This is a genomic window from Candidatus Acidiferrales bacterium (assembly GCA_036514995.1).
In the GTDB taxonomy this organism is placed as follows: domain Bacteria; phylum Acidobacteriota; class Terriglobia; order Acidiferrales; family DATBWB01; genus DATBWB01.
Map to the genome: position 1 here is coordinate 1 of DATBWB010000164.1, position 24,681 is coordinate 24,681.

The window sequence follows — 24,681 nt, forward strand, 5'->3', positions numbered from 1 at the left end:
CGCATTCTGGCGACGGTTGCCATCGCCTTCCCGCCGGCATCAAATGCGCTCCCTTCATCGCTGGCCCACGGCCCCCACCCGCCTGCCCGCATCTCGGGGCCTTCCCGCCCCCGCGCCAAAGCACCCGAGCCAGTGCCGGCAACAATCACCAATGCCGGCCCGGCCTCGCTGATGCTGGCGAGCGCGATCGCGAGGTCGGTCATAACGTGACATTTTGCCTTGGGGAGCGAATTTCGCAAGAATCGCTCGGCCGATCTCCGAATCCGGACGCGCCCAGACCCAGCCAGGCCGGCAACCGCACTGACGACGGAGCCTTTGGTTTGTTTTGTCGGTTTCAGGGCGGCGGCCAGGCAAGCTCGCAGAGCGGCAAACGCCCGTTCTTCCCCGACACGGGCGATATTGGAAGATCCGGTGGAGCTGACCCCACGCACTGCGCCCAACTCATCCAGGATGACGCACTCGGTTTTGGTTCCGCCGCCGTCAATCCCGACAAAAAGTTTCATCTTCTCCTACCATAGCCCGCCGCGGGCAGGCTTGACACCGCTTTTCTCCGCCGCTTAGTATCCCGGCACCGGCTGAGGCGGCCCGGCGGGGTATAGCGCGGCGGGCTGCCAGGAGTGTCGTGCGGCTTTCCACCCTCGATCTCGCCATTATTCTCGCCTATCTGGCCGGGATCACTCTCTTCGGCATCCATTTTCGCAAAACGCAAAAGAATATCGTCGATTATTTTTTGGGTGCGCGCAACATTCCCTGGTGGGCCATTTGCCTTTCCATCGTCGCCGCTGAGACGAGCACACTGACCATCGTCGGCACGCCCGCGCTTGCCTTCCTTTCCAACCTGGGATTTCTGCAACTGGTGCTGGGCTACGTCCTGGGCCGCTTCCTCATCGCCGCTCTTTTCATTCCGGAGTATTTTAAGGGAGATTTCATCACCGCCTACCAGTGGATTGAAAGACGGCTGGGCTCTCGCGTCAAGTCGGCGGCGGCGGCAATATTTCTTGTCACCCGGGGATTAGCCGAGGGAGTCCGAGTTTTTGCCATCTCACTGGTGGTGAGCGTCGCCCTGGGCACAGGCGAACTGACCTCCATCATCCTGATTTCCCTGATCACCCTGCTTTACACATTTGAAGGCGGGATGCGGGCTGTCATTTGGACGGACGTGGTGCAAACGGCGATGTATCTGGGCGGGGGCGTGGTCGTTTTCGTCACGCTCCTTCACGGCATTCCCGGCGGTTGGACATCCATTGCTGCCGTGGCCGGCTCCGGCGGCGATAAGCTGCGCGTATTCGATTTTGCTTTCAGCCTGACGCGCCACTACACCTTCTGGTCCGGGTTGCTCGGCGGTCTCTTCTTGACGATGGCAAGTCACGGAACGGACCAGCTCATTGTCCAGCGCCTGCTGGCGGCTCGCTCACGGCGCGAAGGCCAACTGGCTCTGGTGGTGAGTGGCTTTATCATTCTGGCGCAATTTGGGCTCTTCCTGGTGGTCGGCGTGATGCTCTACGCCCATTACCGGCAGCTTCCGCCCATCGCCGCCGGCAACCCCGACCGGCTTCTGCCCGGATTCGTCGTCAGCGAGTTGCCGCAAGGTCTGGCCGGCTTGCTGATTGCTTCGATCCTGGCTGCCGCCATGTCCAATTTGAGCGCCGCGCTGAATTCCCTGGCATCCTCATCGGCAGTGGATGTCCTTCGTCTTACCCATAGCAACCGATACACGCCCGGGCAAACGCTTCGGGTGGCCCGCTGGCTTACCATTCTCTGGGGAGCGGTTCTGATTGGCCTGGCGCTGATGGCCAGCCGTTGGGGCTCGGTTCTCGAGGCGGGTCTGACGATCGCCTCGATCCCTTACGGAAGCCTGCTGGGTCTTTTTTTGCTGGCGCGTTTGTCGGCCGCAAATGAGCGCGGTGCGCTCGTGGGGATGGCGGCTGGTTTGGCCGTCGTCCTCTACGTAAAGTTTTGCACTCCCATCGCGTGGACATGGTACGTCCTCATTGGCACGGTTGCCACCTTTTTGACAGGCTATGTTGTGAGCTTATTCTGGCGGCCGAAGCGGGAAGAAAGCTCAACGTGATAACGCGAGACGAGAAACCTGGTCTGGTGCGGGCGCTCACGCTGACGCATGCCGTCTCGCTTGTCGTGGGCATCATCATCGGAACCGGGATCTTCCTGGTTCCGGCAGACATGGCGCGCTCGACGGGTTCCTTTGCTTTGGTGATGCTTGCCTGGGTGGTTGGGGGTTTGCTATCCCTCTTCGGCGCGCTCAGCTATGCCGAGTTGAGCAGCGCCATGCCGGAAGCCGGAGGCGAATACGTCTATCTCCGGCGGGCCTATGGCCCGCTCGTCGGCTACCTCTGGGGATGGTCAGGATTCATTCTGGCCCGATCCGGCTCGATGGCCACGATCGCAAGTGGCTTTGCGATTTTTGCCTCGTTCTTCTTCCCCGCCCTGGGCGGGCAGCTCGCTTACTTTGGCCTTCCGGCCGGCGAGCATCAAGTCACGGTTTTGGACATCCATGGGACGACTCTGCTCGCCATCGTTGCCATCTGGGCTCTCACGCTGGTGAATTACACCGGCGTTCGTACCGGCGGCCGCGTGCAAAGTTTCCTGACGGTTCTGAAGGTCGCTGTCATCCTGGGGTTGACGGCTTCGGCATTTGCGATCGGTCGGGGAACATCGGCGAAAGCGCCGCCGTTGTTGCCGGACCATTTCGGCGGGGCCACCTGGGCCGGCTTTTTTGGCGGCGCCATGGTGGCCGCTCTCTGGGCTTACGATGGATGGAACAATCTCCCGATGGTGGGCAGTGAAGTGGCGCGGCCGGAAAAGAACCTTCCCCGAGCGCTCATCTACGGCACGCTGGCGGTGGGTCTCATCTACATCCTGACCAACCTGGCTTACTTTTACATCCTGCCGCTCGGCGCCATCGCCGCGTCTCAGAATGTCGCTGCCGCGGTGGCAACGGAAATTCTGGGGAGGTATGGAGCGGCGGTCGTGATCCTGGGGGCAATCATCTCCAGTCTGGCGACCCTGAATGGGTCCATCCTCACCGCTGCCCGGATCCCGTATGCCATGGCGCGTGACGGCCTTTTCTTCCGCCGGCTGGCCGACGTCCACCCTCGCTATCGCACGCCGAGCACGTCGCTGTTCATCTTCGCGGGCCTGGCTTCGGCGCTGGCGCTGACCGGCGGTTTTCAGCAGCTTTATACGCTGGTTATCTTTGGCGAATGGCTCTTCTATGCGCTCACCACCGCCGGAGTCTTCCTCTTGCGCCGCAAAGAACCAAACCTGCCACGGCCTTACCGCACCTGGGGTTACCCCTGGGTGCCCGCGATCTTTCTCCTCATGGCGTCGGTCCTGCTTGTTTACACCTTCCGGCAAAACCTGAGGGAGTCGGTGCTCGGGCTGGGGTTGATCCTGGTCGGGCTACCGCTCTACTGGTTCTGGCGCCGGAGAAGTCGCCCGCTTTAGGTAGTAGCGATAAGGCTGGGTCTGGCGCCAGAACCACCAGGCTCCTGCCCAGGCAGAAGAAATGTTTCTTGGATCGTCACCGCGTTTGATCCTCTCGAGCGTTTGCTCGGATCCGAGCAAGCGAATCGTCTGCTCAAGTTGAAACTGCTTGGGATAGAGCTTGTGAAGGGCAGCGAGCAGCTCGATGCCCAGCGTTGCGGGCAGGACGACGCTCGCATCCCGCGTGGTGTACCGAACCCGGAGGCCATAACAGAGTTGGCCGGCATGGATATCCGCCCGGGGAGTGAACCTGGCCGGCGAGAAACGAACGCCCGGAATTTTGCGGCGTTTCATATAACGCAAAAAGTCGTCGGTGTTGATCCAGGGGGCGCCAAACTGTTCGAAAGGAGCATCGGTGCCCCGGCCGACGGATACGCCGCCCGCTCGCAAGAGCTCAACGCCAGGATAGACGAGCGCCCCCGCAAACGTCTTGAGGTTCGGGCTTGGCGGGACCCATTTGAGGTCGGTTTCGTCAAACCAGAGAGTTGGCCGCCAGCCCTGCATCCAGATCACTTCGAGGTTCACCCCCATGCGCTTTTCTTGATTGAACAGGGTAGCCAGTTCGCCCACCGTCATGCCATGGCGGATGGGCATGGGAAAATATCCCACAAAGGAAAGCTTGTCCGGGTCAAGCATGGGGCCCTCGACGCTTCCGGTGAGCGGATTGGGGCGGTCAAGCACCATGAAGCCGATGCCCCGCTTTGCCGCCTCCTCCATGGCGTAGCCCATGGTGGTGATGTAGGTATAGAAGCGCACGCCGGCGTCCTGAATATCAAAAACCAGAACATCCAGGTCCTTGAGCATGTCATCGGTTGGCCGGCGACCCTGGCCATAAAGGGAGAAGACGGGAAGGCCGGTGGCGGGGTCGCGGCTCGACTCGACATCGCCCTCCCGGATTCCTTCCGGGCCATGCTCCGGCGAAAAAATCGCTTTCAACTGGAGGCCCGGTGCCCGCGCCAAGACATCCACCGAACGGCGGCCGTCATGTGTTTGTCCGGTCTGATTCGTAATCAGGCCGATGCGTTTGCCGGCAAGCGGCCGAAACTTCATTTTTTCGAGGACTTCAATCCCGGTCAGCACCGGACGTTTCGGCGCTTCTTTGGCGTGGAGAAACGGCGAGAGGCATAGCGTCCAGCAGGAAAACATTCCGAACCACAGCCGGCCGGATGACCCGGGGTAGCGCATCGAAAGCACCTCGGTTGAGTTGCCTTTCTGCCTGTGCTATATACACTGAAAGGAAATTTTTCGTCAACGAGACGCTGGATGTCGGTTGGGAGCCGAAAAACAGTTTGAGAACGCGCATGGCTGATTGGATCGCTCGCCTTTGCGGAACGGATGCATGCGCCCTTCTGTTGCTGGCGGCGACCCTCACGACCGCCTTTCAGCTCGCCCGCGCCGAGTCCCCAAAGACTGCCCAGGGCAAGCTTGCCGCCAGCAACGAGAAATGGGTTCGCAACACCCTGAGAAAAATGACGCTCGAGCAAAAGCTCGGGCAGATGATCGTCGTCGGCTATTTCGGCGAATTCATGAACGTGGAGAGTCCCCCTTATCGCCGGCTGACGGATTTGGTCGAGCGGGGGCAGGTGGGCGGAGTGATCGTTACCGCCCGCCGGGGGCCGCTCGGGGTGGAGCGCAGCCAGGCCTATCCGACGGCCGCTCTGGCGAATCAGCTCCAACGGCGGGCTCGCGTCGCGCTGCTCATTGCCGGCGATTTCGAGCGCGGCACCAGCCAACGCATTCTTGAAGGAACCTCGTTTCCTCACGCCATGGCGCTGGCTGCCGGCGGCGACCCGCAAGCAGCCTATGAGATGGGCCGCACGACAGCGCTCGAAGCGCGGGCGTTGGGCGTGCATTGGGTCTTCGCGCCCGTCGCCGATGTCAACGTGAACCCGGACAACCCCATCATCAATGTTCGGGCGTTCGCCGAAAATCCCGTACCGGTCGCCCAATTCGTCGCCGCCTTTGTCCGCGGCGCCCAGGAAGCGGGCACTCTCGCCACCGCCAAGCATTTTCCCGGGCACGGGGATGTCACGGTGGATTCTCACCTCGACCTTGCTGTCGTGGACCGAGACCGCCAGCGGTTGGAGGCAGTCGAGCTGGTTCCCTTCCGTGCCGCCATCGAAGCCGGGGTTGGTTCCATCATGACCGGTCATCTGGCCGTGCCAGCGCTCGACCCGGACAGGCGGACGCCGGCTACTCTCTCTCGTCCGGTGCTCACCGATCTTTTGCGCCGGGAAATGCATTACGACGGCCTGATCGCCACCGATGCGATGGACATGGCCGGGGTAGCGAACCAATGGCCTCCGGGGGAGGCAGCGGTTCGCGCCGTGCTTGCCGGCGCGGACGTGCTTCTGCTGGTTGAACCGGAGAGCGTTCTCCCGGCGCTCGCCGAGGCGGTTCAATCCGGCCGCATCCCGCCTGAGCGAGTGGATGCTTCAGTAACGAGGATTCTGCGGGCGAAGGCGCGGCTGGGCCTGAACAAAAATAGGCTCGTCGATCTCGAAAAACTCAACACCGTGTTCGGCCGGCCGGAGTATCGCCTGGCGGCTGAGCGCATGGCAGAGCGCGGCGTGACCCTGGTCCGGGATGAACCGCATCTCGTGCCGCTCGATTCCACCAAGCCCCTACGGCTTCTCCTCCTGGCCGTTTCCGCCGACCCGGATCCCTACCCGGCGGAAATTCTGGAGCGCGAGCTGCGCTCGAGAACCGACCAGTTGCAGGTCTTGCGTTGCGACACTCGGTTCGTAAACGCTCGGAGCCTTCGTCTGCCCGAAGCGTCCGACTACGACGTGGCGCTGATCGCCCTGTTTGTGCGGGTGATGGACCGCAAGGGCTCGCTCGGTTTGCCTCCTGAGCAGTCCGAACTGGTCACTCGCCTTCTCGCCGCCGGAAAACCAACCGTGGTCGCGCTCCTCGGCAATCCTTATCTCGCTCAGGCATTTTCTTCCGCTCCCACTGTGCTGTTGACCTTCAGCCACGTGGACGTGGCCGAGCGCGCCCTGGCGCGCGCTCTTTTCGGGCAGAGCGCAATCGCGGGCAAATTGCCCGTCAGCATACCCGGCGTCGCCAGCGCGGGCCACGGGTGGGAACGTGCCGGGAGCGCCATGCGACTTTCGCCCGCTCCGGCAGAGACGGAAGCGCGTCTTCAGCCCGTTTATCGTCTCCTGGGCGGCGCCGTCGCCGAGCGGGTCACGCCGGGCGGAATTCTGGCAGTTGGTTGGAAGGGCTCGGTGGCCGTGCACCCGTTCGGCAAGCTGACCTATGACGCAAACGCTGCCGCTGTGACTCCGGACACGATCTACGATATTGCCTCTCTGACGAAAGTCGTCGGAGCCACGACGCTCGTCATGCAGTTCGTCGAGTCAGGCAAACTTCAGCTCGACGCTCCTCTCAGCCGTTATCTGCCCGAGTGGCTTCTCCCGCGGCTTCGGGAGGAGGCTTCCGTCCGGGGGGTTCCGGCAGGGGAGGATCGAGCGTGGCGAGAACAGGTCACTCTCCGCCGACTTCTCACGCATAGCTCGGGCCTTCCCGCCTACAAGGAGTTCTTTCTTGATGCCAAGAACCGCGCCGAGATCGTGAAACGAACTCTGGCCACACCCCTTGCCTACCAGCCCGGCACGAAATCGGTTTATAGCGATCTCGGCGTGATTCTCCTGGGCGAGGTTCTGGCGCGCGTTTCCGGCCGCTCGCTCGGTGACCTGTTCCGAGAGCAAATCTTTTTACCTCTGGGGATGAGCACGACCATGTTCAACCCGCCCAAGTCGCTTCTCAAACGCATTGCGCCGACCGAATTGGACCAAAAACTGCGAAAGCGAACGGTTCACGGCCAGGCGCACGACGAGAACGCTTATGTGATGGGCGGCGAATCCGCCCATGCCGGACTGTTCGCCACTGCCGGCGATCTTGCCGCCTTCTGCCAGATGATGCTGAATGGCGGGATCTACGGTCACCAGCGACTCCTCCGCCGGAGCACCATGGAGGAGTTCACTCGCCGGCAAGGACCCGGGGATTCGACCCGCGCTCTCGGTTGGGACACTGCTTCGCCTGAGTCCTCCTCCGGCCATTTCCTCTCCTCGCGCACCTATGGCCACACGGGCTTTACCGGAACATCCATCTGGATCGATCCGGCGAAAGAACTGTTTGTCGTGCTTTTGACCAACCGCGTGCATCCCACACGCGAGAATGAAGCGATCCGGCAGCTCCGGCCGAGGGTCGCCGATGCCGTCGTGGAAGCGCTCGGGCTCAAACCATGATCGGCGAGCCGCTGAATCCGCGCGCCGTTCGCATGGATCTGGAATCTACTCGCAAGGTCCTGCGCATCATCCATTCGGAAGATCGCAAGGTGCCTCGGGCCGTGGCGCGGGAAATTCCTCGCATTGCCCGCGCCGTGGATATGATTGTCAAAGCCCTCCGGCAGGGTGGCCGGCTCATTTATGTCGGCGCCGGGACGAGCGGCCGGCTGGGCCTGCTCGACGCCGCCGAGTGCCCGCCCACCTTTAATACTTCGCCGGACATGGTTCGGGCGGTCCTTGCCGGCGGGCGTCGGGCGGTGACGCGCGCGGTCGAGGGCGCTGAGGATTCTTCTTCGCTGGGGCAGCGGGACATGCGCCGGCTGCGTTTGTCCAAGCGAGACGTTGTCGTCGGTCTGAGCGCCTCCGGAAACACGCCCTATACGGTCGCCGCGCTTGCCTTGGCTCGACGGAGAGGCGCCCAGACGGTGGCCGTTACCACCCACCCGCGCTCCAAGGCAGCCCTTCTGGCGGAGGTCTCGATTGCTCCCGTCGTCGGCCCCGAAGTCATCGCCGGCTCGACCCGGATGAAAGCGGGCACGGCTCAGAAGCTTGTCCTCAACATGCTTAGCACGGCTGCCATGATACGGCTGGGCTACACTTATGGCGGGTGGATGATCAACGTCCGCCGCACGAACCGCAAGCTCATGCGGCGCGCGGAGCGAATCCTGGAACAGACAACTGGCGTTGGCACGGCAGCCGCTCGCCGGGCTATGCGGCGCGCCGGCGGAAACACCCGGGTGGCGCTCATCATGCTCAAGCTGGGCTGCCCTGCCCGGGAGGCCAGGAGAAAGCTCGCTGAAGCCGGCGGTGAACTCCGCCGCGCCTTGGGCGAAATCGCACGTTAGGCCAGATGGATAAATTCATCATCCAGGGTGGAAGCAGGCTCGAAGGCGCGGTCACCGTGAGCGGCGCAAAAAATGCCGCTTTGCCCGCCATGGCCGCCGCCCTGCTCACCTCCGAACCGCTTGTGCTCGCGAACTGCCCGGCAGTGCGTGACATCGCCACCATGAGCCAACTGCTCGGCCATATGGGCGTGTGGGTGGAAAAGGACGCCCGCGACCCCCACCGCATCACCTTGCACGCGGAACGCATCGCTCGCCGAGAAGCTCCCTACGACCTTGTGCGAACGATGCGCGCATCGGTGCTGACGCTCGGGCCGCTGCTGGCGCGTTTTGGGCAAGCACGCGTTTCTCTTCCCGGCGGCTGCGCCATCGGCGCGCGGCCCATAGACCTCCATTTGAAGGCACTCGAGCAGCTCGGGGCCAGCGTCAAGACCGAACACGGCTACGTCGAGGCGCGGGCGGATGGCTTGCGCGGAACAAGAATTCTTTTTGACAGGATCACGGTAACCGGAACGGAAAACGTCATGATGGCGGCGGCGCTGGCAAGCGGCGAAACGGTGCTTGAGAATGCGGCGCGCGAGCCGGAGGTTGCCGACCTGGCCGAGTTGCTCGGCAAGATGGGAGCGAAGATTGACGGTGCCGGCACGTCAACCGTTCGCATTGCCGGCGCGGGCAAACTGCATGCGGCCGAGCACACCGTTATCCCCGATCGGGTCGAGGCAGGAACGCTTCTGGTGGCGGGAGGCATCACCGGCGGGGATCTCGAATTGCTCTCGTGCCGGCCCGACCATCTGACCGCGGTGATGGCCAAATTGCAAGACGCCGGAATCACCATCACCTCGACGGACGAGAAGAGCCTGCGTGTTCGCGCACCGGGGCGTTTGCAATCGGTGGACGTGACCACGGAGGAGTATCCCGGCTTCGCCACCGACATGCAGGCGCAATATATGGCCCTGATGACGCAGGCGGAAGGCGCCGCGGTGATCACGGAGACGATTTTTGAGAATCGTTTCCTCCACGCCAGCGAAATGGTCCGCATGGGCGCCGACATAACCATTGAGGGACGCCAGGCGATTGTGCGCGGCAAAACCCCGCTGAGCGGCGCGAACGTTATCGCCTCCGACCTCCGCGCCAGCGCTTCGCTCGTCCTGGCAGGGCTCGTCGCGAGCGGCGAGACGGTCGTGGACCGCGTCTATCATCTCGACCGGGGCTACGAACGCATCGAAGAACGGCTCAACTCCGTCGGCGCCCGCATCCGGCGCGTTCGATAACCTTAGCCTGTGATCTCGCAAGCGTTTCCCGGTGGCGGGTGCCACCGGGCTCAGCGACCATTCCAGGACGCGAGTAAGCTCCTGCACTCCAAACGGCACCAGTAACTATCGAAGATAGATGCGCGGGACGCGCTTGCTCACCGCGCAGAGAACGTCGTAGGGGACCGTCCGGGTAAGGGCGCTGATTTCTGCGGGCGTAACGCTGCAGTGGTCGGAATGCCCGATCAAGATCACTTCATCGCCAACCGCCGCTCCAGGAATCTCGGTGACATCCAGGAGGGTCAGGTCCATGCTGATATTTCCGATGATGGGCGCGTAGCGGTCGCGGACGATGGTTCGCCCGCGATTGGAAAGGCTACGCTTCAAGCCGTCGGCGTAACCGGCAGGAATCGTGGCCACCCGCGAGGTCTTCTCGGTGACGTAGCCGGCGCTGTAGCCGAGCGGCGTGCCCGCCGGGACCTCTTTGAGGGCAATGATGCGCGACTTCCACGTCAGAATGTTTTTGACGGGCAATGACACAGACTCTGCTTTCATTCCCGCCGGCAGCTTGAGCGGCACCTGGATCCCGTAGAGCAGCGCCCCCGGCCGAACCATGTTCGCCCAGGTGTTTGGCCGGCCGGCAATGGCGGCGCTGTTGGCAACGTGGACGTACCGCGGATCCACCCCCGCCCGCCGAAAGTCGGCGAGCACGGACTCAAACCGTTCCACTTGCTGCCCGGTTTGCTCGGACGTATAGTCCTCGGCCGAAGCAAGGTGGGTGAACAGGCCCTCCATCTCGACATGCTCGAGGGTGCGATAAAGGCTTAAAAATCCCGCGACATCCTGCCAGTGCAGCCCGAGCCGGCCCATGCCCGTATTCACTTTCAGATGGAAGCGCATCTTGCGGCCGGTCTCTTTGCCCCACTCGTGGAGCGCCGCCAGTTGATCGTCGGTGTAGATGGCGGGCGTCAAGTCGCACTCGGAAAGGGCTTCCAGTTCTCCTTTCCAGAAACCGGTCAGCAGGAGCACCGGCTGCTCGATGCCTGATGCGCGCAGTTCGACGCCCTCGTCGGCAGAGGTTACGCCGAACCAGTCGGTGCCGGCGCCGGCAAGCACGTTCGAGACTTCCTCGAGGCCGTGACCATAAGCATCCGCCTTGACAACGGACATGATCTTGACTCGCTCCGGGAGGTGTTGCCGCACAATCCGGTAGTTTTCTTGAAGCTGCTTGAGCGAGACTTCGGCCCAGGTTGGCCGCGTGCGCAACTTCGGATAAGCATTCGTTTTCTGAGCTACGCCCATGCTTCTCTCACTAAGATGCAAAAAGATGCAAACCCGCGCCGGAGGCAAATCATGAGAAGGATGCAGGCCCGTTATCTCAGGGCGTCTTCCAACCTCACCGCGGCGTCTGTCTTATCGTCCCGATATCTGACGATGACCGGGGTCTGAAGCGAAAGGCCCCACTCCTTGCCTTTCCCCTGGCTGATGGCGCGCGCGCCGGGCACGACGATTGCTTCCGGGGGAATCACCACCGGCCGGCCATTCTCCCGACGGTAAATTTTCCCGCAAACGAGGTCGTACACCGGGGTCGAACCGGTGAGAATCACGCCCGCGCCCACGATGGCTCGTTCGCTCACCACCGTGCCCTCGTAGATGCCGCAGTTCCCTCCGATCAAAACTTCATCTTCGATGATCACCGGCAAAGCCCCCACCGGCTCGAGCACGCCGCCTATCTGCGCGCCCGCGGAAAGATGCACCCGCCGGCCAATCTGCGCGCATGAACCCACCAAGGCATGCGAATCAATCATCGTCCCGTCGCCAACGTACGCGCCGGCATTGATGTACATCGGCGGCATGCAGGTCACGTCACGGCCGACGTAGCAACCATCGCGAATGGACGACCCCCCGGGCACCAGCCGCACCCCGCTCTCGAGCGTCAGATGCTTCAGCGGCCAGGTATGTTTATCGAAATAGCGAAATTCCTGGTTAATCGAAACGTCGCGGAGCTTCCCCATCCGAAATCCAACCAGGATGCCCTTCTTCACCCAGAGGTTTACCTGCCAGCCCGACGAGGTCTTCTCAGCAGCGCGGATTTCGCCCTGGTTCAGCTTCTGCTTGAATTCCTCGAAACATTCCTGGCTCGTCCGATCGTATTCCGACGACGGCCTATCGAAGAGCTGTTCGATTTGTTCACGCAATCCCATGTGCCCTGTGGAGAATCCCGGTCTCCATGAGGATTTCTTCGAGCTTCGCGCGATTGGCCGGCTTCATCGGAACGAGCGGCAGGCGATAAACCTCTTCGATCAAGCCCATCATCTTGAGCGCCGCCTTGACCGGAATGGGGTTCGACTCGATGAAATTGGCTTGCATGAGCGGGAGCAAGCGGTGCTGGAGCTTCCTTGCTTCCGCGTAATTTCCTTCGAGGCAAAAATGGGTCAACCGGGTCATCTCCGCCGGCACTTCGTTGGAGGCAACGGAAATGACACCGACCCCGCCGAGCGCCATCAGCGGCAGGGTGATGGCATCGTCGCCGGAAAAGACTTTGAATGACTCCGGGACCGCCCGGAAGAGCTCGGCCTGCTGGCCGATGTTGCCTGACGCTTCCTTCACCCCAAGAATGTTGGGAATCGTAGCGAGCCGGCCAAGCGTTGCCGGCTCAACGTTCGATCCCGTCCGGCCGGGGACGTTATAAACAATCACCGGCAGCGAGGCGCGCTCGGCAATGGCCCGGAAATGCTGATAAAAACCCTCTTGTGTCGGCTTGTTGTAGTAGGGGGCCACGGAAAGAATGGCGTCAATCGTTAATTTCTCAAGCTCACGAATCTGCTCGATGACCACTTGGGTGTTATTCCCGCCCGCTCCCGCCACCACCGGGACCCGGCCGCCTGCTTCCTCGCAGACGATCTCGACCACACGGCGGTGTTCGTCTCTCGACAAGGTCGGACTTTCTCCGGTCGTGCCGCAGGGCACGAGGAAGTCTATCCCCTCGCGGATTTGAAACTGCACCAGCCGGCGCAGCGCCTTTTCATCGAGCTTGCCGTCCATCGAAAAAGGCGTCACCAGGGCGGTGCCGCAGCCTTTGAGTTGTTTTGCGTCCATGAAACGCTCCTAACAGTCCCCGAACAGAATTTCGGAAAATTCGTAGATGCCGACCCTCTCCCTGATCCAGGACGCCGCCATCAGCGCCCCCTCGGCAAATGCCATCCGGCTGCGAGCCGTGTGGGTGAGCGTCACCGAATCCGCCTCGGAATCGAACCCGACCCGGTGCGTCCCCGGGATGTAGCCCGCTCGCATGCTCGTCGTCGGGATCTCGCCGGTTTTGTACGCTTCCGCCAAAATCTGTTTCAAGCGCAAGGCCGTCCCGGAGGGCGCATCCTTTTTCATCTTGTGATGCGCCTCTTCAATCCAGGGGTCATAGAGAGAGATCGCATGGAACCACCGCGCTCCTTCGGCAACAATCTTGTAGAAGATATTCATGCTGATGGAAAAATTCGGGCTATAAACCAGACCGGCCTTGCCATCGTGCACCAGCGCCCGCACTCGATCCAATTCCTTATACCAGCCCGTTGTTCCGACCACCATTTTCTTGCCAAGGCGAGAGAGGCGCTCCATATTCCCGACCACCGCTTCCGGCGCTGTGAAATCAATGCAAACGTCAATCGCCTCCAGATTTTCCGCGGTAAGGCCCTGCTGGCTCGAATTGTTCCGCTCATCCAAGATCAATTTTACGTTCAGGCCTTTGCGCCGAGCCAGTTCCTCCACCAGTTGCCCCATCCGGCCATGGCCCAGCAGAGCCAGGTTCATTCCGTTGACTCTCCTTCTTCGGCAAGGATTCGCTTGAGCCGGGTGACCATGCGTGAGTAGATTTCGACGGCCTCCGTCAATTCTTTTTTCGAAACGTGTTCGTTTTCAGAATGGGCTTCGCGCATGGAGCCGGGCCCGAGCAGCAGCGGCTTCCCCCATCGGGTGAGGTGCGGAACATCCGAGGTAAAGCGGGCGATCACGGTGTCGAAGCCATCGAGGGCGACGAGCCGCACCGGCGGCACTTCCGGGGCAAAGTTGATCCGGCAATGGGGTTCAAGAGCGAGGCGAAGTCTGGAGCGCAGTGGCGCGGCGGGTTGAACCGTCCGGAAATAGATTTCGGCCCGCGCGCGATCCGGAATCACATTGGCCGCACGGCCGCCGGCGATGACACCGACGTTATAGGTTGTCTCGCCGAGCACCTCGTCCTTGGGCAATGGCAAAGATTCGAGCGCGCGCAGGCCCTGGAGCAGCCGCGAGATGGCCGAGTCGCCCCACTCGGGATAGGCAGAGTGCGCCGGGCGTCCTTCTGCCACAAGCTCGCACCTCTGCGCCCCCTTCGTGGCCGTGGCCAATTTGTTCTCCGTCGGTTCGCCGTTGATCAGGAAGCGACAGGCGTTGGGCAATTCGTTGGCCGCCTTGGCTCCGGCGCTGTCGTGCTCCTCCCCGGCGGTAAACAGCAAGCCAAAATTTCGGACCTTGGCGGCCTTCAGCTTCAGCGCGGCGCCTATCTGGGCCGCCAGAATACCTTTGGCATCGCACGACCCGCGCCCGTAGATCGCGTCGTCATCTTCCCGGGAAGCAAAGAAAGGCGGGACGGTGTCCAGATGCGTGCTCAGCACCACCTCCGGCGTCCCCCACGCGGCCACCACGTTCATCCGCCCGGAGGCAAAAGGTTGCAGGCTGACCTTGAACCCCTGGCGGGCAAGAAAGCTGGCGATCAACCCGGCCACGCGAGATTCGTTTCCGCTGAGCGATTGTGTGTCCACAAGGGCGCGAACAAAAGGGAAGAGATCAAAGGCGAGCCGGCTGCCGCGCGACCGGCCTTCCCGGCGTGACCGGCTTCGTTTCGATCCCGGCATCGAAGCCCATGCTATGAGAAAAGTTCTGAAGGGTCAAACGTGAAGCGCAAGCCACAAACCCGAAAGGATAATACCCAGCACGCCGCAAGCAACACCAAAGTATCGGTGGTCCCGTTCAGCGAGAAAGCCCACCGCCGCCGCCAAAACGCGCAGAATCGGAGTGACCAGAAGCAACCACAGGCCCAAATGCAGGACGGCGCTGGCGTGCTCATGCAGTGTCTGTCGAACAAGAGTGCCCGGCCCCGCTCCCGCGGGAACGGCCGCCGCGTCGCGGACAAGAAATCCGATGAGCCCCAAGGCCAACAGCAGCGCCGAACTATAAACGCCCGCCGAAAGACTGACCATAATCCAAACGCGGGTTTTTAGGTTCTTCTCTCCCGGCACCTCTTCACCTCATTTTGCGTACTAGGGCGAATGCAGCCCGAAGCCTACCCGGAACATTTCCACGGCAAGGTACAACAGCAAGAGAGAAAACACCGTCAGGATATAACGGCTGCGAATGGCCGGCGCAATCTTTGAGCCGAGCAACGATCCGGAAAAAACGCCAAGAACCACCGGGGCGGTCACAGCCACGTCCACGCGACCGCGCACAAAGTAGATCAACGCGCTCGTGGCGCCGGTAACCCCGATCATGAAATTGCTGGTGGCTGTTGCTACCCGCAGCGGCACGCCCATCACCAGGTACATCAGCGGCACCTTGATGGGGCCGCCGCCGATCCCCAAGAGCCCGGAGATGGCGCCGGCAAAAGCCGAGCCGGCCAGACCCACCGGTATGTGCCGGATCGAGTACTCGCCTGCCGGCGCGGCCGGCTCGTCATCAGCGCTCCGAATTTTGCGCACCATGGACGTAGCCGAATACAAGAGGAACAGAGCCAGCATGAGCGCCAGCGCTTTACGACTGAAATAGCCCACCACCAGCGCGCCAAAAACGGCGCCCATCGTCGTCCCGAGCTCCAGCAGCATCCCGAGCCGAATGTCGGTCAGTTTTTCCTGAACATAGACGGAAGCCGCCGCGCTGGAGGTGGCAATGATGCTGACAAGGCCGACGCCAATGGCCTTTTCAAGGGGCACTTCAAAAAAGAGCGTCAAAACAGGAATGAGAATCAATGCGCCGCCAATGCCCAGGAGCGCGCCGATGATCCCGACGAAGAATCCGAGTCCGATCAAGGCGAACAGAAAAGCGGTGGTCATGCCTCAGTCCCCCAGGGCTTCGGCTGCCGGCCGGCCTTCACGCAAAATGGTCACCACTCCGCCCACAGCTACATACAGCAGAGCGGCCAGTGCCGTCTAGCTAAAATGGCAGTCTGGGTTCCGTTGGAGTGTCATTTTCGCCGGTAAGAGCAAGGGGTCTCAACCGGCCAACTGCAGGCCTTTCTTGTCGAAAAACAAAAAGCGGGCGGCCGGAGTCACCCGCTCAGGGCCAGCGACGAACACGTTATTGCGGCCGAGCCTGCTTGTTCCGCTGCTCGCGCAGCACGGCCTTGCGACTGAGTTTGATCTTGTTGCCTTCCACCGCCAGTACCTTCACCAAGATCTGGTCGCCCTCTTTCAGCTCATCGCGGACATCACGGATGCGCTGCTCGGCAACCTCGCTGATGTGGAGAAGGCCGTCGGTGCCGGGAAAGATCTCGACGAAAGCGCCGAAATCCACCAGCCGCACCACTTTGCCAAGATAGGTCTTGCCCACCTCGGCAGTGGCCGTCACATTTTGGATCATGGCGATGGCCTTGTTGGCCGACTCGCCGTCCACGGCAAAAACATTTACTTTGCCGGTGTCTTCGACATCGATCTTGACGCCGGTAGCCTCAATGATGGAGCGGATCATCTTGCCGCCCGGGCCGATCAGGTCGCGGATTTTGTCGGTGGCGATGGTGAGGGTGAAGACGCGGGGGGCAAAAGGCGAAATAGAAGGACGCGGGGCGGCGATGGAGGCGTCCATGGTGTCCAGGATTTGCAGGCGGCCTTTCTTGGCCTGCATGAGCGCCTCAACCATAATCTGGGTGGTCAGGCCGCCGATCTTGATGTCCATTTGCAGCGCCGTGATCCCTTTCCGCGTGCCGGCCACCTTGAAGTCCATGTCGCCATAGTGGTCTTCGGCGCCGGCAATGTCGGTCAGGATGGCATAGCGATCACCTTCCTTCACGAGCCCCATCGCGATCCCGCTCACTGCCGACTTCACCGGTACGCCCGCATCCATCAGCGCCAGCGAGCCGCCGCATACCGAAGCCATCGAAGAGGAACCGTTCGATTCCAAAATGTCGGAAACGATGCGAATGGTATAGGGGAAGGATTCCTCCGGCGGAACCATGTTAAGCAGGGACCGCTCCGCCAGAGCGCCGTGGCCGATTTCGCGTCGCCCCGGGCCGCGGAGGAAAGCGACCTCGCCCACACTGAAGGGGGGAAAGTTGTAGTGCAACATGAAGCGCTTGAAAGATTCCTCTTCCCAGAGCAGATCGAGCCGTTGCTTGTCCTCCTTTGTCCCAAGGGTGACCGTGACCAGCGCCTGGGTTTCCCCGCGAGTGAAAAGCGCCGAACCATGCACGCGAGGCAACATCCCGATCTCGCAGGTCACCGGACGAATTTCGTCAAACGCGCGGCCGTCCGGTCGCCGGTGCCGCAAGAGCATCTCGTCGCGGAAGATGCGCTCGCGCAAGATTTCAAAATGGCGGGCCGCTTCCTGCCGCTTCTCCTCGTCCTCTTCCGGGATCGATGCCTTCAGTTCGTCGGCCAGCTCATCCACTTTCTTCTGGCTCTCCTTTTTCGAGTACTTCCGGGTATTGAGAGCATCGCTGAGCCGTTCGCGATACCTGGCCTCGATTTCCTTGTTGAGCGCCTCATCGAAGGGAACCGGTGTCACCGGTTGTTTCACAACGCCCATTTGCGCGTAGAGCTGCTTGAGAGCGGCGATGATCTTCTTGATCTGTTCGTGGCCAAACTGGAGCGCTTCCAGCACCGTTTCCTCGGTAACCTCCTGCGCGGCCGCCTCCACCATGACAATGGCGTCTTCGGTGGCCACGACCACGATGTTCAGCAGGCTGGCTTTTTGCTCAGCATAGGTGGGATTGGCCACCAGTTGGCCGTTGACCAGTCCAACGCGGACGCCCGCGATCGCCTTGTCGAAAGGAATATCGGAGAGGTAGAGCGCCGCCCCCGAGGCGCAAATGCTGATGATGTCGGTATCGTTCACATCGTCGGCAGAAAGCACCATCGCAATCACCTGGGTCTCGTTGCGAAACCCTTCCGAAAAGAGCGGCCGTATGGGACGGTCGATCATGCGGCAGGTCAGGATTTCGCGCTCGGAAGGTCTGCCCTCGCGCTTGAAAAACCCGCCGGGAATTTTACCGGCGGCGTAGTTGTACTCGCGGTAATCCACCGTGAGGGGAAAGAAATCGATGCCCTGGCGCGGCGCACCGGTTGCGCACGCCGAGGCAAGAACAACGCTGTCGCCATAGCGCAAATAGGCCGCGCCATTGGCCTGCTTGGCCACCTTGCCGGTCTCAATGGTGAGCATCCGGCCGCCAATTTCCACACTTGCCTGATAAATCATGCTTCCTCCGGCCACTCGAGGCGCAGAGGCGCCCGATGGCTCGTTTCTGTCGTGTTGTTGATTTTCTCGGAATCGAAAAGGAGAGTGGGCCGGCATCCCCAAAGCAGAGCGGCGACCGCGGGCGCAGGTTCTTCCATTTCCATAACAAAAAAGCGACCGTTCGCCCGTCGTCGGGCTCCCGGTCGCCGCCAACCTCGCTCCTCCCGCCTTCGGCGGGAGGCTCAAGTTCTCAGCCCCGCAACCGTACGGGACCTAGTGGCGCAGCCCGAGACGCTCGACGACCTCACGATACCGGTCCGGGTCGCGCCGCTTCAGGTAATCGAGAAGGCGCCGGCGCTGACTCACCATCATGATCAGCCCGCGCCTCGACGCATGGTCTTTTTGATGGATCTTGAAATGGCCAGTCAGCGAATTGATGCGTTCGCTCAAAAGAGCGATCTGCACTTCCGGCGAACCAGTGTCTTTGGGGTGGATCCGATACTGCTCGACCAATCCCGACTTCGCCTCTTTCGCCAATCCCATATCGCTTCCCACGCTCGTTACTTTCCCTTTCGGTTCGGCAAAGACACTAACATACGCCTGGCGAAGTTGTAAAGGAGATTGTCCGGAGGGATGAAACCGGACGGGTGTTTGCCGGCGCGCACCGGCTCGCTCCGGAGGAGCGGCGGCTATCGAATGGGCGGTGTGCGAATCAGCGAAAGGAATTCTTCGCGTGTCTGCTGGCAATCGCGAAATGCACCCAGCATCGCGCTCGTCACCGCGACCGAGTGCTGCTTCTCAACGCCCCGCATCACCATGCACAGGTGGCGTGCCTCCATCACCACGCCCACGCCTTGCGGGGCGATCTTTTGCTGGATGGCGTCGGCAATCTGGTTCGTCAGCCGCTCCTGGATCTGAAGCCGCCGGGCGAACATGTTGACCAGCCGCGGAATCTTGCTCAGGCCGATGACGCGCTGGTTCGGGATGTAAGCCACGTGGCACTTGCCCAAAAAGGGCAGCAGGTGGTGCTCGCAAAGACTGAACACTTCGATGTCCTTCACGATCACCATTTCATCATAGCAAACGCTGAACGTGGCTCCGTTCAGGAGCTTGTTGATGTCCTGCTGGTAGCCGCTGGTAAGAAATTTGAGCGCCCGCGCCACGCGCCCCGGAGTTCCCCGCAGCCCCTCGCGCGTCGGGTCTTCTCCCAGCTCAACCAGAATCTCGCGCATGCGCTCGGCAATGGCCTCGGAGCCGCGTTCTGTCAAAACCATTTCTTCCGTTCGCTTCATTCTTCTTTTCTCCCTTAACGGTCGGCTTCTTCCAAATATTCAAAGGAATTCAGGCTCGTCTCGCCGAGCCACACCTTCTGCACTTTCGCCAGCTTGAAACCACCCTTCACAATTCCAAAAATGGCCCGGCAAACGTTTTCGCTGGTCGGCACGGTATCCGTAAAAAGCTCCTGGTCGCGATTCAGATGGGCGTGGTCAAAACGGTCGAGAATGTTTTGCTCCACGAAGGAATCCAGCTCGCTCAGGTTGCAGACCATGCCGGTCGAGGAATCAATCTCGCCCGCTACCGTCACTTCCAGGCGATAGTTGTGGCCGTGGCCGTGCGGATTGTTGCACTTTCCATACACCCGCCAGTTCTCTTCCTCACTCAAGCGGCCGCTGTGCAGCCGGTGCGAAGCGCAGAAGAGATAGCCGCGGGTCAGGTAGATCACTTCCCCTCCCCGTAATAGTCCACAAACAAGTCCGGCGTCTCATAGAGCCGCACGCGGTGCAAGCGCCCTTGCGGAATCTTCGGCTGCAGAAGCCCCCAGATGGCCACGGCAAGGTTCTCGGTGGTCGGGATTTTCGCCTGGAACCCCGGCACTTCCCGGTTGATGAACTTGTGGTCGAAGACCTGCATCACTTCCCTTTCGAGCACCGCCTTCAATTCCTTCAGGTCGAGCACCATTCCGGTCACGGGGTCGGGTTCGCCCTGGACCGTCACCTCCAGCGTATAGTTGTGGCCGTGGCCGTTCGGATTGTTGCATTTCCCGAAGATGCGCCGGTTCTCTTCCGGGCTCAACGCCGGGTTGTGATAGTAGTGTGAGGCGGAAAACTCAATTTTTCTCGTCAGGTACATGATTCAATCGGTGCTGTAGGTGCGCTCCTTCCATTCTACGCCATTTCCGCGCACCCATTGCAACCAGGACTTCAAGAGGAGAGCGGCGAAGAGGAAGCACCCAAGCTCATAGTAAAAGATGGTTGAAACGGGGTAACGATTCAGCCGCAGCCGGCTCCAGTGCAACATGTGCCGCCACACGAGAAGAGCAACTCCCAACCAAAACCACCAGTCGAACGTCCGGTAGATCACGCCCATCGCCGCCACCAGCAGCGGCAGGATATCCAGGGCAGCGACCTCAACCAATTCCGCGAACGTCTCGGTCCAGCTTCGACCAAGCAGCAGAAAAAGATTTTTGGTCCAGCCCTGCCACGCCTCGCCGAATTTCCGATACATCCTGGTTTCGACCACACCTTCCGCCCTCGAAAAGTCAATCTTCCTTCCGGATTTCTTCACCAGCCTTGCCAGCGCCACATCTTCGAGAATCTCCCCTCGAATCGCTTCATGGCTTCCCACTGCTTCATACGCCGCTCGTTCGATCAGAAGGAACTGGCCATTGGCGGCGGCCACAGGCGAAGAAGGATGGCTCACCTCGTCGTAGGGAAAACGGCGCGCCAGAAAACAGTACACGACCGGCAGCAAGGCTTTTTCCGGCCAGGTGAGCATCGTCTGGTCCGGCGAAACGGAAACCAGGCAGGCCTCAGCCTCCCGGGCGCGGTTCAAAGCCCATTCGAGCGCGCCCGGTTTGTGCCGCGTGTCAGCATCGGTGAACAACAGCCATCCTCCCCGCGCCTGATTTGCGCCCAGCCACACAGCGTGGTTTTTACCGGTCCAGCCAGCCGGAAGCGCCGGCGCGTTCACCACGCGGATGAGCGCGTCCTCTTTCGCCACCTCCCCGGCAATCTCTTCGGTCGCATCCGAGGATTCATCGTTCACGACGATGATCTCGAAATTACCTCTTTGTTGGAGAAGAGAACGAAGACAGGCTTCGATGTTGGCCGCTTCATTGCGGGCGGGCAGGATGATCGAAACCTGGATCTCTTCCGTCACATCAAAATTCCGGTTGGCCGCCGGCGAAGCGATGGGCTAGTGCCGTTCCAGCTATTCGGCGCTATTTTTTGACTCCAGTTCTAGCTCCTCGGAACGGGATAAGCCGCATGCCCGGCTCTTGCCCTCAGTACGGCGCGCCATTCCTGGTGTTCAAGTCAGGTATAATGCACAGGCTCATCGAGCTGGAACGGCACTAGACTGAGCGACCGATACGAACGCCGCCGGGATTATATTGGGAAGAGGCGGTCATGTCGAAGGTTAACGTCCTCCGGATCGCCATCGTGCTCGCGACGGCGGCTCTGCTGGCGGCCATATTCTATTCGCGGCAAAACCCCGAGCCGCCGCTTGCCCCATCGTCACCTGCCCCTGACTTTTCCTTCGACTCGAATGGACGGTCGGCCCGGCTGGGCGATCTGCGCGGGCACGTCGTCGTTCTCAACTTCTGGGCCACCTGGTGTGCTCCCTGCATCGTCGAAATGCCGTCGCTCGAAAGGCTCCACCGGGCGCTCAAGGATAAAGGAGTGATTGTCCTTGCCGTCAGCGTGGATGAAGATGCCGAGGCTTACCAGAGATTCGTTCGGGAAAAGGGCCTGACCTTTTCGACCGCCCGCGACCCTGGCCAGAAGATCGCCGCGCTTTATGGCACCTTTAAATTCCCCGAGACATTCGTCATTGACCGGCAGGGGCGGGTCGTGCGGAAGATTATCGGCCCGCTCGAATGGGACCAGCCGGAGGTCATTGACTTCCTTCTCGCCCTCGCAAGAGAGTAGTTGCCGGTCAGCCGGCGCCTTCCCGAAATGTCGGCAGCGGGCTTCACTTGAGCGGCAAGATATCATCAAGCCCGTTTTCGGCTGTGAATCACCGGCGAGAAAGGCGGCGCAATCGCAGGGAATTTCCCACGACAAAGATCGAGCTGAAGGACATCGCGAAAGCGGCCAGCATCGGGTTTAGCTTGCCGACGGCAGCGACCGGAATCAACAGGATGTTATAGATGAAGGCCCAAAAAAGATTCATCTTGATGGTGCGGAGGGTGCGGCGACTGATCTCCACCGCCCAGGGGATGGCGAGCAGGTCGTTACCCGCGATGGTGATGTCGGCCGCCTCAATGGCCACATCCGTGCCCGCGCCGATGGCCATGCCGAGGTCGGCCTGGGCAAGCGCGGGAGCATCGTTGATGCCGTCGCCTACCATCGCCACGACCTCGCCCCTGCTTTGCAGTTCCTGGACAACCTGCGCCTTGCCCGCCGGCAAAACGCCCGCCCGTGTCCGGGCAATGCCGACCTCCTTGGCAACCGCATTCACGGTGTGAAGGTTGTCACCGCTCAGGAGCCAAACCTTCAAGCCAAGGTTCTTCAGCCGCTCGACCGCCTCGCGCGCCTCAGGCTTCGGGGCATCGGCCAGGGCAACCAGGCCCATGAGCCGCTTGCCGCGGGCCACGTAGATCACCGTGCGGCCGCGATCCGCCAGCGAGGTGGCGGTCCCCTCGGCTTCCGCGCAGTCCACCCTCGCTTCTTCCATCAAAGCGCGTGTCCCGATCCAAACCGTTTCGCCGCTCGATTCCGCCCGCGCTCCCTTGCCCGGGATGGCCTGGAAATTTTGTACCTTCCCCGCGCTGGTTGCGGCCTGGCCCTGAGCGTACCGGACAATCGCCGCCGCGAGAGGATGCTCGGAATGGCTCTCCACCGCTGCCGCAAGGTCCAGAATCTCTTCCGGAAGAAAATCGCTGCTGAGCGCAACCAGGTCGGTGACCTCGGGCCGGCCGGCGGTCAAGGTTCCTGTCTTGTCAAGGATGATCGTTGAAATTTTCCCGGAGCGCTCGAGCGCCTCGCCACCCTTGATCAAAACGCCGTGTTCGGCTCCTTTGCCGGTGCCCACCATGATCGCCGTCGGCGTCGCCAGCCCCATGGCGCAGGGACAAGCCACGATCAATACGGCAACGGCGAAAATCATCGCTTTCCCGAAGCCCGCGCCAAACAGCAGCCACCAGACAAGAAGAGTCCCCAGCGCAACCAGCATGACCGCCGGAACAAACACCGCGGAAACGCGGTCGGCCAGCCGCTGCATGGAAGCCTTTGTGCCCTGCGCTTGCTCGACCAGACGAATGATTTGCCCGAGCGTGCTATCTTCGCCCACGCGAGTCGCCCGGCAACGCAGCGCTCCGTTTTGGTTCACCGTCCCGCCGATCACCTTGTCGCCGGGTCCTTTGTCTGCGGGCACGCTCTCCCCGGTTACCATCGCTTCATCAACGGCTGACGTCCCTTCGATCACTTCCCCGTCCACCGGGACGCGCTCGCCGGGCTTCAAAAGAAAAATGTCGTCGCGGCGAACCTCCTCGATGGCAATTTCTCGAACGCTTCCGCCGAGCTCCACACGCGCTGTCTGGGGCTGAAGCCGGATCAGTTTGCGAATCGCCTCCGAAGTGCGCGACTTGGCCCGCGTCTCCACGTATTTCCCAACCAGGATCAGCGCAACAATCACGGCGGCGGTATCAAAATAGAGATCGTGGATGCGGCCGGCGATGAGCGCGTAGGTGCTGTAGAAAAAGGCCGCGCTCGTCCCGACCGAAACCAGCGTGTCCATGTTCACCGTTCGCGAAGCGAGCGCGCGGGCTGCGCCCCAATGAAACATCCAGCCCCCGTATAACCACACCGGCAAAGTCAGAAGGAAAAGAATGAGTCCCGTCCACCGCCACCCCATGGCCAACATGTTGAGCAGAACCACCGGCAGAGCCAGCCCGGCGGTCAGAATCAGCGTGACGCGGAGCTGTCGCAGCTCTTCCCTCCGGCGCCGTTCGAGCGAAAGGGTGGCCTCGCCCCTCTGAGCCGGCCTGCCACTCGAAGGCGGCGTCACCAGGCGAGCCTTGTAGCCCGCCCCTTCGACAGCCCGGATCAAACTGCCCGGGTCGGAAAGAGCCGGCGTATGTTCGACAACCGCTTTTTCGGTGGCCAGATTCACGGCTGCGCGCTGAACGCCGTCCACTTTCTTGAGCGCGCGCTCCACGTGATCCACACACGACGCGCAGTGCATCCCGAAAATATCCAGAACGAGCTGGCTTGCCCCGCCACCGGCGGGTCTTGCCGCGCGCGGCCGGATGGGTGTAGCCTCGATTTGGATGGGGCCCGACATCACAATCCTCTCCACAAGCTCTCCGTAGTATAGACGAGCGGATGTCGCATGACGACGCCAAATCTTACCCGGCTTGCTGCCACTTCGCGGGGAAGCGAT

At 61.4% G+C, this 24,681-nt stretch carries 22 protein-coding genes; 6 read left to right on the forward strand and 16 right to left on the reverse strand.

Annotated features, from left to right (window positions below; genetic code table 11):
- Positions 1–503: BadF/BadG/BcrA/BcrD ATPase family protein (locus tag VIH17_10780; protein HEY4683717.1), on the reverse strand; the 503-nt coding region annotated here is incomplete at its 3' end.
- A gap of 119 nt (positions 504–622) precedes the next feature.
- Here VIH17_10780 and VIH17_10785 point away from each other — a divergent pair.
- The gene (locus VIH17_10785) at positions 623–2,071 is read left to right on the forward strand and encodes a sodium:solute symporter (GenBank protein HEY4683718.1); all 1,449 of its coding nucleotides are present in this window, start codon (positions 623–625) and stop codon (positions 2,069–2,071) included.
- Positions 2,068–3,465 (forward strand): amino acid permease, encoded by a 1,398-nt coding sequence (locus tag VIH17_10790; protein ID HEY4683719.1) that lies wholly within the window; start codon positions 2,068–2,070, stop codon positions 3,463–3,465. Before VIH17_10785 ends, VIH17_10790 begins: the two co-directional genes overlap by 4 nt.
- Here the strand turns inward: VIH17_10790 and VIH17_10795 are convergent.
- The gene (locus VIH17_10795) at positions 3,421–4,689 is read right to left on the reverse strand and encodes a DUF1343 domain-containing protein (protein ID HEY4683720.1); all 1,269 of its coding nucleotides are present in this window, start codon (positions 4,687–4,689) and stop codon (positions 3,421–3,423) included. The two genes, VIH17_10790 and VIH17_10795, sit on opposite strands and share 45 nt — an antisense overlap.
- A gap of 116 nt (positions 4,690–4,805) precedes the next feature.
- Here VIH17_10795 and VIH17_10800 point away from each other — a divergent pair, with 116 nt between their 5' ends.
- From VIH17_10800 to murA, 3 genes are read left to right on the forward strand one after another with little or no spacing between them, the layout of a single operon-like run.
- On the forward strand, positions 4,806–7,757 hold the full coding sequence (locus VIH17_10800; GenBank protein HEY4683721.1) for a glycoside hydrolase family 3 N-terminal domain-containing protein: 2,952 nt from the start codon (positions 4,806–4,808) through the stop codon (positions 7,755–7,757).
- Positions 7,754–8,641, forward strand: a complete 888-nt coding sequence (gene murQ / locus VIH17_10805) for an N-acetylmuramic acid 6-phosphate etherase (GenBank protein HEY4683722.1) — start codon at positions 7,754–7,756, stop codon at positions 8,639–8,641. The genes VIH17_10800 and murQ overlap by 4 nt, the downstream gene beginning before the upstream one ends.
- Positions 8,642–8,646: 5 nt before the next feature.
- Complete coding sequence (gene murA / locus VIH17_10810) at positions 8,647–9,909, forward strand: UDP-N-acetylglucosamine 1-carboxyvinyltransferase (GenBank protein HEY4683723.1); 1,263 nt, start codon at positions 8,647–8,649, stop codon at positions 9,907–9,909.
- 105 nt (positions 9,910–10,014) lie between these two features.
- Here the strand turns inward: murA and alr are convergent, their stop codons facing one another.
- The 13 genes from alr to VIH17_10875 all read right to left on the reverse strand — a co-directional run bounded on the left by alr (position 10,015) and on the right by VIH17_10875 (position 21,456).
- Positions 10,015–11,190: an alanine racemase gene (gene alr / locus VIH17_10815; protein HEY4683724.1), complete on the reverse strand. Its 1,176-nt coding sequence runs from the start codon at positions 11,188–11,190 to the stop codon at positions 10,015–10,017.
- A 71-nt stretch (positions 11,191–11,261) separates the two neighbouring features.
- Entirely contained in the window at positions 11,262–12,092 is an 831-nt protein-coding gene (locus VIH17_10820; protein ID HEY4683725.1) for a 2,3,4,5-tetrahydropyridine-2,6-dicarboxylate N-succinyltransferase, read from the reverse strand.
- Complete coding sequence (dapA, locus tag VIH17_10825; protein ID HEY4683726.1) at positions 12,079–12,987, reverse strand: 4-hydroxy-tetrahydrodipicolinate synthase; 909 nt, start codon at positions 12,985–12,987, stop codon at positions 12,079–12,081. The genes VIH17_10820 and dapA overlap by 14 nt, the downstream gene beginning before the upstream one ends.
- Before the next feature lie 9 nt (positions 12,988–12,996).
- The gene (gene dapB / locus VIH17_10830) at positions 12,997–13,692 is read right to left on the reverse strand and encodes a 4-hydroxy-tetrahydrodipicolinate reductase (protein ID HEY4683727.1); all 696 of its coding nucleotides are present in this window, start codon (positions 13,690–13,692) and stop codon (positions 12,997–12,999) included.
- Positions 13,689–14,771, reverse strand: coding sequence for a M20/M25/M40 family metallo-hydrolase (locus tag VIH17_10835; GenBank protein HEY4683728.1), 1,083 nt, complete (start codon positions 14,769–14,771; stop codon positions 13,689–13,691). The genes dapB and VIH17_10835 overlap by 4 nt, the downstream gene beginning before the upstream one ends.
- Before the next feature lie 33 nt (positions 14,772–14,804).
- Positions 14,805–15,155 (reverse strand): DUF1634 domain-containing protein, encoded by a 351-nt coding sequence (locus tag VIH17_10840; GenBank protein ID HEY4683729.1) that lies wholly within the window; start codon positions 15,153–15,155, stop codon positions 14,805–14,807.
- A 21-nt stretch (positions 15,156–15,176) separates the two neighbouring features.
- A complete protein-coding gene (locus tag VIH17_10845; GenBank protein ID HEY4683730.1) occupies positions 15,177–15,962 on the reverse strand; it encodes a sulfite exporter TauE/SafE family protein in 786 nt (261 codons plus the stop codon).
- 244 nt (positions 15,963–16,206) lie between these two features.
- A complete protein-coding gene (gene pnp, locus VIH17_10850) occupies positions 16,207–18,318 on the reverse strand; it encodes a polyribonucleotide nucleotidyltransferase (GenBank protein ID HEY4683731.1) in 2,112 nt (703 codons plus the stop codon).
- Positions 18,319–18,570: 252 nt separating this feature from the next.
- Positions 18,571–18,840 carry a 30S ribosomal protein S15 gene (gene rpsO / locus VIH17_10855; protein ID HEY4683732.1) on the reverse strand — a complete coding sequence of 90 codons (270 nt, stop codon included), beginning with the start codon at positions 18,838–18,840 and terminating at the stop codon, positions 18,571–18,573.
- Between the two features lie 146 nt (positions 18,841–18,986).
- Positions 18,987–19,571: a GTP cyclohydrolase I FolE gene (folE, locus tag VIH17_10860; GenBank protein HEY4683733.1), complete on the reverse strand. Its 585-nt coding sequence runs from the start codon at positions 19,569–19,571 to the stop codon at positions 18,987–18,989.
- Positions 19,572–19,603: 32 nt separating this feature from the next.
- Positions 19,604–20,020 (reverse strand): 6-carboxytetrahydropterin synthase, encoded by a 417-nt coding sequence (locus VIH17_10865; protein ID HEY4683734.1) that lies wholly within the window; start codon positions 20,018–20,020, stop codon positions 19,604–19,606.
- Positions 20,017–20,427 carry a 6-carboxytetrahydropterin synthase gene (locus VIH17_10870; GenBank protein ID HEY4683735.1) on the reverse strand — a complete coding sequence of 137 codons (411 nt, stop codon included), beginning with the start codon at positions 20,425–20,427 and terminating at the stop codon, positions 20,017–20,019. Before VIH17_10870 ends, VIH17_10865 begins: the two co-directional genes overlap by 4 nt.
- A gap of 3 nt (positions 20,428–20,430) precedes the next feature.
- Positions 20,431–21,456: a glycosyltransferase gene (locus VIH17_10875; GenBank protein HEY4683736.1), complete on the reverse strand. Its 1,026-nt coding sequence runs from the start codon at positions 21,454–21,456 to the stop codon at positions 20,431–20,433.
- A gap of 248 nt (positions 21,457–21,704) precedes the next feature.
- On the opposite strand from VIH17_10875, the gene VIH17_10880 reads away from it, so the two are divergent.
- On the forward strand, positions 21,705–22,226 hold the full coding sequence (locus tag VIH17_10880; GenBank protein HEY4683737.1) for a TlpA disulfide reductase family protein: 522 nt from the start codon (positions 21,705–21,707) through the stop codon (positions 22,224–22,226).
- Positions 22,227–22,314: 88 nt separating this feature from the next.
- Here VIH17_10880 and VIH17_10885 read toward each other — a convergent pair whose 3' ends face one another.
- On the reverse strand, positions 22,315–24,582 hold the full coding sequence (locus tag VIH17_10885) for a heavy metal translocating P-type ATPase (protein ID HEY4683738.1): 2,268 nt from the start codon (positions 24,580–24,582) through the stop codon (positions 22,315–22,317).
- Between the last annotated feature and the right edge of the window lie 99 nt (positions 24,583–24,681).

What these genes read in the sequence shown, in the direction of transcription:
- VIH17_10800 (HEY4683721.1), top strand. Translation starts at nt 4,806, where the DNA reads ATGGCTGATTGGATCGCTCGCCTTTGCGGAACGGATGCATGCGCCCTT.
- VIH17_10835 (HEY4683728.1), bottom strand. Translation starts at nt 14,771, where the DNA reads ATGCCGGGATCGAAACGAAGCCGGTCACGCCGGGAAGGCCGGTCGCGC.
- dapA (HEY4683726.1), bottom strand. Translation starts at nt 12,987, where the DNA reads ATGGACGCAAAACAACTCAAAGGCTGCGGCACCGCCCTGGTGACGCCT.
- alr (HEY4683724.1), bottom strand. Translation starts at nt 11,190, where the DNA reads ATGGGCGTAGCTCAGAAAACGAATGCTTATCCGAAGTTGCGCACGCGG.
- VIH17_10795 (HEY4683720.1), bottom strand. Translation starts at nt 4,689, where the DNA reads ATGCGCTACCCCGGGTCATCCGGCCGGCTGTGGTTCGGAATGTTTTCC.
- VIH17_10870 (HEY4683735.1), bottom strand. Translation starts at nt 20,427, where the DNA reads ATGTACCTGACGAGAAAAATTGAGTTTTCCGCCTCACACTACTATCAC.
- VIH17_10845 (HEY4683730.1), bottom strand. Translation starts at nt 15,962, where the DNA reads ATGACCACCGCTTTTCTGTTCGCCTTGATCGGACTCGGATTCTTCGTC.
- murA (HEY4683723.1), top strand. Translation starts at nt 8,647, where the DNA reads ATGGATAAATTCATCATCCAGGGTGGAAGCAGGCTCGAAGGCGCGGTC.
- dapB (HEY4683727.1), bottom strand. Translation starts at nt 13,692, where the DNA reads ATGAACCTGGCTCTGCTGGGCCATGGCCGGATGGGGCAACTGGTGGAG.
- rpsO (HEY4683732.1), bottom strand. Translation starts at nt 18,840, where the DNA reads ATGGGATTGGCGAAAGAGGCGAAGTCGGGATTGGTCGAGCAGTATCGG.
- VIH17_10880 (HEY4683737.1), top strand. Translation starts at nt 21,705, where the DNA reads ATGTCGAAGGTTAACGTCCTCCGGATCGCCATCGTGCTCGCGACGGCG.
- VIH17_10820 (HEY4683725.1), bottom strand. Translation starts at nt 12,092, where the DNA reads ATGGGATTGCGTGAACAAATCGAACAGCTCTTCGATAGGCCGTCGTCG.
- folE (HEY4683733.1), bottom strand. Translation starts at nt 19,571, where the DNA reads ATGGTTTTGACAGAACGCGGCTCCGAGGCCATTGCCGAGCGCATGCGC.
- pnp (HEY4683731.1), bottom strand. Translation starts at nt 18,318, where the DNA reads ATGATTTATCAGGCAAGTGTGGAAATTGGCGGCCGGATGCTCACCATT.
- VIH17_10885 (HEY4683738.1), bottom strand. Translation starts at nt 24,582, where the DNA reads ATGTCGGGCCCCATCCAAATCGAGGCTACACCCATCCGGCCGCGCGCG.
- murQ (HEY4683722.1), top strand. Translation starts at nt 7,754, where the DNA reads ATGATCGGCGAGCCGCTGAATCCGCGCGCCGTTCGCATGGATCTGGAA.